The organism is Sphingomonas sp. (assembly GCF_039594485.1).
Taxonomy (GTDB): domain Bacteria; phylum Pseudomonadota; class Alphaproteobacteria; order Sphingomonadales; family Sphingomonadaceae; genus Sphingomonas.
Window position 1 is genome coordinate 1 of the sequence record NZ_JBCNNI010000048.1, and the last position, 9,134, is coordinate 9,134.

At 63.1% G+C, this 9,134-nt stretch carries 11 protein-coding genes; 6 read left to right on the forward strand and 5 right to left on the reverse strand.

The annotated features are described in order from the left end of the window. Positions 1-228 precede the first annotated feature (228 nt). Positions 229-873 carry a recombinase family protein gene (locus ABDV78_RS17565; RefSeq protein WP_037477107.1) on the forward strand — a complete coding sequence of 215 codons (645 nt, stop codon included), beginning with the start codon at positions 229-231 and terminating at the stop codon, positions 871-873. Positions 874-896: 23 nt separating this feature from the next. On the opposite strand, the gene ABDV78_RS17570 is transcribed toward ABDV78_RS17565, so the two are convergent. Next, complete coding sequence (locus tag ABDV78_RS17570; protein WP_231376780.1) at positions 897-2,330, reverse strand: transposase; 1,434 nt, start codon at positions 2,328-2,330, stop codon at positions 897-899. 149 nt (positions 2,331-2,479) lie between these two features. Between ABDV78_RS17570 and ABDV78_RS17575 the strand changes: the two genes are divergently transcribed. Then, entirely contained in the window at positions 2,480-3,079 is a 600-nt protein-coding gene (locus ABDV78_RS17575; protein WP_066707214.1) for a recombinase family protein, read from the forward strand. 11 nt (positions 3,080-3,090) lie between these two features. Continuing rightward, complete coding sequence (locus ABDV78_RS17580; protein WP_066707217.1) at positions 3,091-3,798, forward strand: hypothetical protein; 708 nt, start codon at positions 3,091-3,093, stop codon at positions 3,796-3,798. Between the two features lie 72 nt (positions 3,799-3,870). On the opposite strand, the gene ABDV78_RS17585 is transcribed toward ABDV78_RS17580, so the two are convergent. From ABDV78_RS17585 to ABDV78_RS17600, 4 genes are all read right to left on the reverse strand, one after another. Continuing rightward, a complete protein-coding gene (locus tag ABDV78_RS17585) occupies positions 3,871-4,629 on the reverse strand; it encodes a hypothetical protein (protein WP_218016171.1) in 759 nt (252 codons plus the stop codon). Then, the gene (locus ABDV78_RS17590) at positions 4,616-6,268 is read right to left on the reverse strand and encodes an N-6 DNA methylase (RefSeq protein WP_211280989.1); all 1,653 of its coding nucleotides are present in this window, start codon (positions 6,266-6,268) and stop codon (positions 4,616-4,618) included. Before ABDV78_RS17590 ends, ABDV78_RS17585 begins: the two co-directional genes overlap by 14 nt. A gap of 150 nt (positions 6,269-6,418) precedes the next feature. Then, the gene (locus ABDV78_RS17595; protein ID WP_066707225.1) at positions 6,419-6,742 is read right to left on the reverse strand and encodes a DNA-binding transcriptional regulator; all 324 of its coding nucleotides are present in this window, start codon (positions 6,740-6,742) and stop codon (positions 6,419-6,421) included. After that, a complete protein-coding gene (locus tag ABDV78_RS17600; protein WP_245842213.1) occupies positions 6,720-7,109 on the reverse strand; it encodes a type II toxin-antitoxin system RelE/ParE family toxin in 390 nt (129 codons plus the stop codon). The genes ABDV78_RS17595 and ABDV78_RS17600 overlap by 23 nt, the downstream gene beginning before the upstream one ends. Before the next feature lie 381 nt (positions 7,110-7,490). On the opposite strand from ABDV78_RS17600, the gene ABDV78_RS17605 reads away from it, so the two are divergent. The 3 genes from ABDV78_RS17605 to ABDV78_RS17615 all read left to right on the forward strand — a co-directional run bounded on the left by ABDV78_RS17605 (position 7,491) and on the right by ABDV78_RS17615 (position 9,109). Continuing rightward, complete coding sequence (locus tag ABDV78_RS17605) at positions 7,491-8,123, forward strand: transcription elongation protein SprT (protein ID WP_066707228.1); 633 nt, start codon at positions 7,491-7,493, stop codon at positions 8,121-8,123. A gap of 66 nt (positions 8,124-8,189) precedes the next feature. After that, positions 8,190-8,822 carry an AAA family ATPase gene (locus tag ABDV78_RS17610; protein ID WP_066707230.1) on the forward strand — a complete coding sequence of 211 codons (633 nt, stop codon included), beginning with the start codon at positions 8,190-8,192 and terminating at the stop codon, positions 8,820-8,822. Then, positions 8,822-9,109 carry a ribbon-helix-helix domain-containing protein gene (locus tag ABDV78_RS17615; protein ID WP_083956694.1) on the forward strand — a complete coding sequence of 96 codons (288 nt, stop codon included), beginning with the start codon at positions 8,822-8,824 and terminating at the stop codon, positions 9,107-9,109. Before ABDV78_RS17610 ends, ABDV78_RS17615 begins: the two co-directional genes overlap by 1 nt. The last annotated feature ends 25 nt before the right edge of the window (positions 9,110-9,134 follow it).

Sequence of the window (9,134 nt, forward strand, 5' to 3'; positions counted from 1 at the left end):
GGGTTCTCACATCAGTTGGTCGCTCTTGGCCGGCAGCAGCCCGTCGTTGCCTGATGGATCCAACCCCTCCGCTGCTATAGTGCAGTCGGCTTCTGACGTTCAGTGCAGCCGTCTTCTGAAAACGACAGCGGTTTTTGCCTCATCGAAGCTTCCTAGCGGTCGGAATACCCGTTGCGGAAACCACCGGCACATTGCAGGGTGTTAGATATCTTTTCTGGCGGGGTGATGATGCTCATCGGATATGTGAGGGTATCCAAGGCTGACGGATCGCAGACGCTGTCACCGCAGCGCGACGCGCTGCTATCCGCCGGCGTCGATGCCTCACGCATTTATGAGGATCTCGCGTCGGGTCGTCATGATGCGCGTCCTGGCCTGACTGCCTGTCTCAAGGCGTTGCAGCCCGGCAATACACTGGTGCTCTGGAAACTGGATCGCCTCGGACGTGACCTGAGGCATTTGGTCATCACCGCCGAGGCGCTGCGTGAGCGCGGCATCGGGTTGAAGGTACTGACTGGCGCCGGCGCGCAGATTGACACCACCACCGCCAACGGCCGCCTGGCTTTCGGCATCTTTGCCGCCTTCGCCGAGTTCGAGCGCGAGCTTATCGCCGAGCGCACACAGGCCGGCCTTGCTGCGGCACGCGCGCGGGGGCGCATGGGAGGGCGGCCCCGCAAGATGGACAAGGCAACGCTGGCGATGGCGATGGCCGCCATGTCCGATCGTAACGCGATCGCAGCTGATGTCGCGCGCCGTCTCGGGATGACGACGACGACACTCTATATGTACGTGAACGGTGACGGCACGCCCAAGGCGCCGGGCCAGGCACTGCTTGACGGTGTGCCGTACCGCAAAGAACGACTGCGCGCCGCGTGATGAAGCACGCCGCGCTTCAGCGATCAGGCATATTGCCGAGCGGGCGAGACGATCACGTCATGTTCGATCGACCGGGCCGAGATGGCGGCCGGGGTGAGGGCTGCGGGAACGCAGACACCTCTGCGCGGCTTGCCGATCAGCCGACGTGGTCGCGCCAGTATCATCAGGTTCATTACCGCCGCGCCGATCAGGAACTCTTCTTCCGCTCCGCGGATGCCGCGCAGGTGAAGCCGCCTCATGCCATGCTTGCCCTTGGCGTCGGCGAAGAACCGTTCGACCCCGCGCCGCAACCGCATAGACCGCTTGTAGAGCCCGGTTTCCACTTCGGCTCTGGCAAGATCGCGAACGTCTTCATCGTCCAGTCGAACCAGGGTACGACGCCGCGACGTCGTGCATTTCTTCCGAAGCACGCACGCCTCGCAATCCCGAACATCCGCCGCGTAACGGTGTACGCCGGTGGGAGGATGGAAGGCATGGTGCCGGAGCGTCTTGCCGGTCGGGCAGGTAAAGCTGTCGGTGCCACGATCATAGCTGAAGGCCGTTCGCGGCAGCTTGCCCTTGGTCTGCTGCGTCCGGTCGATCACGGGGATGTGTGGGGTTGCGCCGTGATCCCGCACGAAGCCGAGGAAGTTCGCGCTGCCATAGGCTTTATCGGCCGCGACCCGCTTGGGGCGATAATCAAACCGATCGGCCGACCGCTCGAGCATGACGCGCCCCGCATCAACTTCCTCCGCGAAGCGAGCTGGTGTCGCCTCGACATCGAGCGCGACGCCACTCGGGGTGTCGACCAGCGCATTCAAGGCGTAGCCGAACCGGCCACGCACCGTTCGCGCCGACCAGGCCGCGGCAGGGTCCGTTCGAGAGATGCCTTGGCAGCTTTTCGACCGCGCCATTTCAAAGACGGCATCTCCTGTGTCGTGCACCCACTCCCTAACCGCGCGCGACGCGTTGGCGACATACGGCAGGTAGCCGGGAACGGTCTTGCGCTGCCAGCTCGCATCAGCCGCTATGAACGACGCATCGATCGCGGCGTCTTTTCCGCCAATCAGTCCTTCTCTGATGCAGCGTCTCACCGTGCTCTCGAACAGGATCCGGAACACGTTGGCATCGCGGAAGCGACCATGGCGGTTCTTGCTGAACGTGGAGTGGTGCGGAACCTTGTCTCCCGGCGCGAGACGGCAGAACCAGCGATAGGCCAGATTGTAGCGCAGCTCCTCACACAGCCGCCGTTCGGACGCGATCGCGAAGATGCGGCCGATCAGCGTCATGCGGATGAGGAGTTCGGGATCGATCGATGGTCTTCCCCGTGCGCTGTAATGACCGGCCAGTGCCTGTCTCAACTCGCCGATGTCGAGCCATCGATCGACGCGACGCAGCAGGTGGTCTGTGGGCAACATGGCTTCTACGGTGCGGAAGGACGCCCCTTCCCGCTTACTGCGACAGGCTGGTCCCATCATAGCGACGCTCCTTTCGATAGGGGTGAAACGAAGGAGCAACCCGGCATGTCCGGCATTTTTCAACAGGCCCGGTCGGTTGTGACACCGCCACCCTGCCCCAGCTTTTCCAAGGGTTTGCAGGTGTCACAACCCCGTGCCAGAATGAAGGCATGGAAATTGGCTATGCCCGCGTGTCGCGAGGCGACTCCCAGGACATAGACCCGCAGCTTCGCGCGCTCCGCGATGCGGGGTGCGATCCCATCTACCAGGAGGAGGCATCGGGTGGCCGAGCTGACCGTCCCGAGCTGGCGCGCGCGATCGGCGCGTTGAGGCCCGGCGACGTGTTCGTGGTGTGGAAACTCGACCGGCTATCGCGCTCGCTCCGCGATCTACTGTTCACCCTTGAGGCGATCACCGCCGCAGGCGCGGGGTTCCGATCAGTGACGGAGGCGATCGACACCACCACCGCGCCGGGCCGGTTGATGACACAGATGCTTGGAGCCTTCGCCGAGTTCGAGCGTGCCATGATCCGCGAGCGGACCATGAACGGGCTGGCGCACGCTCGCAAAGCCGGCCGGCACCTTGGACGCCGGCCGAGCCTCACCGGCCAGCAGCGCGCCGAGATCATCGCCAAGGCAGAATCCGGCCAAGGTTCCCCTGCCCAACTCGCCAGCCTTTTTCGCGTGTCGCGATCGACCGTGCAGCGCGTGTTGCGCGCGCATCGCGAGCGAGCATCGGGCGCGACGCCGCTCCCCGCTAAGAGAGCGTGAAAGGAACGCCCATGCTTTGGATCGACACGAAAACGGACGACGACGCGCGCCGGCGAGGCGAGGCGCAGTGGACGCCGGTTTGGACGGAGAACCAGAACGGCACCGCCACGGCCGCCGTGCCGGGACCGGAAAAGGTGGACGGGCAATTCTGGGGCGACGCGATCAAGGACGTGCAGGACGACCCGGCCGCACGTCTAGCGATGGCGGAACGCCAGTTGCCCTTGCCCGGAGCGTTCAGCCAGATGGCGGTCGCGCGGCGCGCGATCATCCGTCAGCTCAAGAAGGAGGGGAAGCCGTTCGACGCCGAGCTGCGCCAGCTTCACTATTGGGCGGCGCTGAGCAGTTGGAGCGTGCCCTATAGCGAGGTGTTGCGCGAGCCCGGCTTCAACGTCCTGGAGAGCACGCCATATGCCAAGCTCGCCAAACTCAACCTCACGTATGACGTGATCGGATGCGATGAGCTTCTCGGCCTCAACAAGACCGATCGGAAGATGATGCGCGAAGCATGGGGCGAGCCAAAGTCGCACACGACCGCCCATGCACTTTACGCCGAGCTATGGCGCGAGCAGGAAAGCAAGCTGGCCGCAGTGCGGGGTAAGCGACGTGCCGACCTGATGGATGAAATCGTCGCCTTGGCGCGTCCGGAGCCAATGGTGCGAAAAGTGCCAGCTCCGGAGCCGAGGAGGCCAGGGCTGTTAGCCCGCATCTTTGGACGTTGAGACATGATGCTGCGCCATTCGACTGGCGCTCCGTTCCAGCAGGCGATCGACACGCATTGTGGAGTGATACCGTCAGCTCGCTCGACCTAGCTGACCTGTCACATCGTCGAACTCGTAGAAATCCGGGTTCCGTTCCGCAACCAATGTCATCAGCTCGTTCAAGAGATCATGCATAGGAACTTCCGTCTCTGGGTCACCGACACGAAAAGCCCGGACGCTCGATGCCGTAGGAGAGGCTTCGACCAGAATGAGGTAGAAACGCTCAAACTGTTCGTCCCTGTCGTGGGGATCGGCCCTGCCGGTAAATAGCTTGAGCCGCTGGTGAGCATTGACGAATGTCGATCGCCGCCGGGGCGCGCCGTCGTCCGCACGGACGTGATCGGTCCCGGCGCCTGCATCCAGGAAGAACAAGCCGGCCAGTACGGCATATGGAAAACGGCGGTGTAGCGTCACCGCTTCGATCAGCATGTCACCACGGCGATTGGTGAGATTTTTCTGAAAGTTCTTTGTTTTGGTGTCACGAAAGTTGATGGTCTTGATCGAGATACCGAGCAGCAGCCCGGATGCTTCGGTTGCCCAGGTCACATCAACCTTCTTCGCGCCGATTCCGCCGGCCATGCGACGTTCCGCGCCCGAGCCTCCCACCTCGCCTGGTTCGGCGGGTCGCGCTTCCTTGCAGCCGCGTCGCCTGAGTTCAGCGCCGATTGCGACGGCCACGGCCGCCGACATCAGCTCGCTATAGGCTTTCTTTGCGGACGAGGCGGCATCGTCCGCCGGCTTTGGGGGCAGGCTACGTAGCGCAGCATCAATAGCCTTCTCAATTGGTGGCACGCTCGCTCCTGCTTCGAGTCACCCGGCGCTGAAACAGAAGATCCCGTGCCCCGCGTAAGCCCCCCACTTCCAGTGGGCTCAAACCGAGGTGTCGCTCGAGGAGGATGGTATCGACAAGGTCGATTGCTCGCTGAGGTTTGGCACCACGCAAGGCGCGGCCGATCTGGGGGCGGATTGCACGCAGTTCATCAGCTACCGCCTCGAGTGTAGCGGCGGATGGTACTGGCAGCAGATCGGCTTCTCTAGGTTCGTGCTTCAACATGCCACCACCGTAGGCGCGGCCGACAACCTCTGCGCCCAGCAGCGTTGCAGAATTGAGGCACACCAAAGGCAGCAGCTCACGGCCGATCGCGCGCACCGCGTCATTGAGTTTCACACCATAGAGCGAGTTCAGGAATTGTGTTTCGGCGTCGTTGGTGATGAGCCGAGGCCGATCATGGTTCATATAAGTGAACAGCAGGTCGGGCCGCTCGACTAGTGGCACGCGCCACCAGGGCGTGCGATTGCGGCACTTGTAGGTAAGGTGGACGCCTTCCTTTTCTCCCTTCGCGATGTATGCGCGCGCAGCAGCCGAGGGTTTTGGACCGGGTGCGAACAGGAAGCAGCGCTTGCCCTCTTTGGCGAGGCTTTCCCAAGCGGCCGAACCGAATGTGAGCCCGCGCAGATGCTTGGAGCCTGGCGGCGAGATCGGCAGCAGTTCGCTTTGATCGAGCTTGAGCTTGGCCACCTCGGCTCGAGTGAGTGAGAAATAGTCGTTGTTGCCGGTAACGGCACCGAGATAGGTTTCGCCCCATCCCCCCAGCAATGTCGAGAATCCGGCATCATCGGTCAGGCGCGCATACACATCGAGCGCCGCAGCCGGCAGCAGCGCCGGCGTCCACTTCTGATCACCGGCCGGGGCATATCCAACCCACGAATCCGAGCACATCCGCTCGAGGTCGTTGAGGTTGCGCGCCTGATAAACTTCAAAGCTCGGCGCGCCCCCGCTACCCTCGGCAAGAAGCAGCACGACCTCTTCGAGCACGTCTGGGAAAACCAATTCTTCGAATAACACCAAACGAACCTTGGCGAACCGATCGAGCAGGAAACGACGCACCTGCGATGCATAGTTCACCGTCAGCAGTTCGGCAGGCAATACCAAGCCAAGACGGCCGTCTTCCTTCAAGAAATGGGAGGCATGGATTGTGAATGCGGCCCAAGAACTGGCAAGGCCAGTTAATCGGACACCCTGCGCTAACGCGGCCTGAAGGCTTTTAGCTCGAGCATCGCCACTGAATTGTTGATAGCGAACATAGGGCGGATTACCGATTACCGCGTCATATTTGGACGGTGGCGGACCCTCGTCGAAAAAGTCGCCGATAGCGATCCGCGCCGACGCGCCGTGTGCGGCCAACCGGGTGTTTGCGGCAGTCGCCGATGCGTCGTGGATTTCGACGCCATGGAGCTGGCCCGGCATGTCAGCCTTTGCTCCGAGCGCACGCAGGCGGTCAACGGCCGGAAGCAGAAAAGCTGCATCACCGCATGATGGCTCGAGCACGGTGTCAGCACTCGACCGGATCGCCCATTCTGACAGGAAGTGGGCAAGCGCTGGCGGGGTAAAGAAGGCTCCCCGTGCCTTGCGCAATGCTGGTGTGTCCACGTCGTCCGATCCCTTAATCTACATGTCTCTCCCCGCGAGGGTTGGCCCTTCGAGCGAGGCTGCTAACTCCGTGTATGTTCCCCATCTGTTCCGTTGTCTAGCGTCAGCAACGCAGATCAGGTGGCGTTGGCTGCTCGGTGCGAACAACAGTCAGGCGAGCACTTCCAGACCATGCTTCTGGACGACCGTGAGCAGCTTCAAGGCTAGGCCGCTCGGCTTTTTGGTGCCCGCTTCCCACTTCTCGACCGTGCTTTCGCTGGTGTTGAGGTAGCGCGCGAAGACGGGCTGACTGACGTGGTGCTTTTCGCGCAGATGCTTGATGTCGGCCGGCGCGAACGCGGTCGGCACGGTCAGGCACGTCTCATCGAAATGGCGCATCGTCGCCTTGGTGATCGTCCCCGCCCGGAACATACCGGACGCGCTGCTATGGATCGCCTCGAAGGCGTCGCTTTTAAACTTGGGCTTCGCGGGCATGGCAAATCTCCGTCAGTTCCTTGGCTTTCAGCTCCAGCTCGATTTCGGCGTCGGTCTTGCCGTCATAAAGATCGGCCAGATCACGAAAGCCGGTCAGTTCGGCGTCGGTAATATTGTCGCGGTCGTTTTTGGCGAACAGGTAGGTATAGACCCAATAGCGTTTACCTTTGGCGAGAATGATGCTGCGGTGCCGGTTCTTGTCGAGCCGCTTCTTGAACACGCCCCCGCCGAGATCGTCGCATTGTCCTTTCCGCACCTGTGCAATGGCGGCACATAGCTCCTTATCGGCGATCAGTGCCTTGCGTGCTGCCTTCGAGAACCAGGCCGTCTTGAATGTTCGCGCTGGTCCTCCGTCCGTCATCATCATTGTGTAGCACCTAGTCCGGTTATTTTCAATCGCCTTGAGTTGGCAGGCGCGCCCGTGCCGGGCCGCGCTCTATCTCCGCTGCGCTCCGACCGAGCCGCCGTGCTGGTGTCTCGTCCCTGACGGGCTACGATCGCTCGCGCGGCGGGCCAAGGCCCGCATGAGGCCGCCGGCGTCGCCGGCGAAGATCCCCGTCAGGAGGGGAAAGGGAGCGCCGCCCCCTCTCCCCAGCAACGACAATCAGCCGGCCGTGGCTCGGCTATCGCCTGCGCCCGCACCACCCCGGCAGATTCTCGCTGCCCCCCTCTCCCCCGCTGTTCGCCACGAGGCAGGGCCGATGGCGGAAGGCCATCGCCCCCAGGGCGATTTGAAGGAGACAAGACAATGGAGCAGGACAATCGAGAAAGCTGGCTCAATCGGGTGGCGGTAGGCATGGCTCCGCTATTCGACGCGCTGGGCACCCCCCTGCCCGACCGCGTGCGCGTCGCGATCGGCTTCACCAGTGCCGGCCGAAAAGGCAAGGCAATCGGCGAGTGTTGGGACAACCGCCGCAGTGCGGACGGCCATTTTGAAATCTTCATCCGCCCGGACCTCGCGCACGCGCCCGATGCGATGGCCGCGCAGATCGCCGCAATCCTCGCGCACGAACTGGTCCACGCGGCAGTCGGCATCCCGGCCGGACATGGGAAGCCGTTTAAACGGCTCGCTGTCGGGCTGGGGCTGGTCGGGCCGATGCGTGCGACCACGCCCGGCGAGGTGTTCCATGCCGCCGTCGCGCCAATCCTCGCCGCTGCCGGTCCACTCCCCCATGCCCGCCTCGACACCGCCGGCGAAACCACCGCACCCAAGAAGCAGACGGCGCGGATGCTCAAATGCGAGTGCCAGGCCTGCGGCTATACGGTCAGGACCGCGCGCAAATGGCTGGAGACCGCCGGCGCACCGCTGTGTCCGATCGCGGGCCACGGGCCGATGCAGCATGATCCGCTCGACGACGAAGAGGACGCGCCGGATGAGTGACACAGCCCCTTTCCCACTCGGCAGTATTTGTATACAAGTATAAGTCTATACCCGTAGGAGTGTAGCATGAAGGTTCTGGCTATCCTGTCGCAAAAAGGCGGCGTCGGAAAGACGACGCTCGCGACATGCCTTGCAGTCGCGGCCGAGCAGGCCGGCAAGGCAGCAGCGATCATCGATCTTGATCCGCAGGCGACAGCCTCGTTCTGGAAGGACGTGCGCCAGCTCGACACGCCCGCCGTCGCCTCGATTCAGCCGGTGCGGCTGGCGGCGATGCTCAAAGCGTGCGCCGACGCCGGCACGGACCTTGCTGTTATCGACGGCGCGGCCGTTGCCCGCGACGTTGCCTATGAAGCGGCGCGTCATGCCGACTTCATCCTGATCCCGACCAAGACGGCGGTGTTCGACACGATGAGCATGACGCACACGCTCGACGTGGTGCGACAGCTCGATCGCAGCTTCGCTGTCGTGCTTACCTTCGTTCCGCCACAGGGTCAGGAGACCGGCGACGCGATGAAGGCGGTTGAGGAGTTGGGCGCGGCTGTCTGTCCCGTGACGATCGGCAACCGCAAAGCCTTCTTCCGCGCGCAGGCCGAAGGTCAGGCGGTGCAGGAGTATGAGCCGAACGGGCCGGCCGCAGCCGAAATCAAGCGATTATACGAGTATACGGCTATACGCCTATACGATAAGGAGGCGGTGTGATGGCGAAGGGCAACACGCTCCAGGCCATGCTGGATCGCGCCAAGGCTGGCGGCGAGACGCCGGCAACCACCACACCGATCGCGCCGCCCGCATCGACACCCGCTAAGGCAGCGCCGAGCGGCCGGCAGGGGACCAAGCTGATTGGCGGCCATTTCGCGCCCGAGGTCAGCACCCAACTTCGCATCCTTGCGGCCGAGGAGGGGACGACGGTGCAGAATCTGTTGGCCGAGGCGCTGGACGACCTGTTCGTCAAGAAGGGCAGGGGGCGTGTCGCGCGTAACGTATAGGCGTATAGGCGTATACGCCTAACTT

What these genes read in the sequence shown, in the direction of transcription:
- ABDV78_RS17565 (WP_037477107.1), top strand. Translation starts at nt 229, where the DNA reads ATGCTCATCGGATATGTGAGGGTATCCAAGGCTGACGGATCGCAGACG.
- ABDV78_RS17570 (WP_231376780.1), bottom strand. Translation starts at nt 2,330, where the DNA reads ATGATGGGACCAGCCTGTCGCAGTAAGCGGGAAGGGGCGTCCTTCCGC.
- ABDV78_RS17575 (WP_066707214.1), top strand. Translation starts at nt 2,480, where the DNA reads ATGGAAATTGGCTATGCCCGCGTGTCGCGAGGCGACTCCCAGGACATA.
- ABDV78_RS17580 (WP_066707217.1), top strand. Translation starts at nt 3,091, where the DNA reads ATGCTTTGGATCGACACGAAAACGGACGACGACGCGCGCCGGCGAGGC.
- ABDV78_RS17595 (WP_066707225.1), bottom strand. Translation starts at nt 6,742, where the DNA reads ATGCCCGCGAAGCCCAAGTTTAAAAGCGACGCCTTCGAGGCGATCCAT.
- ABDV78_RS17600 (WP_245842213.1), bottom strand. Translation starts at nt 7,109, where the DNA reads ATGATGATGACGGACGGAGGACCAGCGCGAACATTCAAGACGGCCTGG.
- ABDV78_RS17605 (WP_066707228.1), top strand. Translation starts at nt 7,491, where the DNA reads ATGGAGCAGGACAATCGAGAAAGCTGGCTCAATCGGGTGGCGGTAGGC.
- ABDV78_RS17610 (WP_066707230.1), top strand. Translation starts at nt 8,190, where the DNA reads ATGAAGGTTCTGGCTATCCTGTCGCAAAAAGGCGGCGTCGGAAAGACG.
- ABDV78_RS17615 (WP_083956694.1), top strand. Translation starts at nt 8,822, where the DNA reads ATGGCGAAGGGCAACACGCTCCAGGCCATGCTGGATCGCGCCAAGGCT.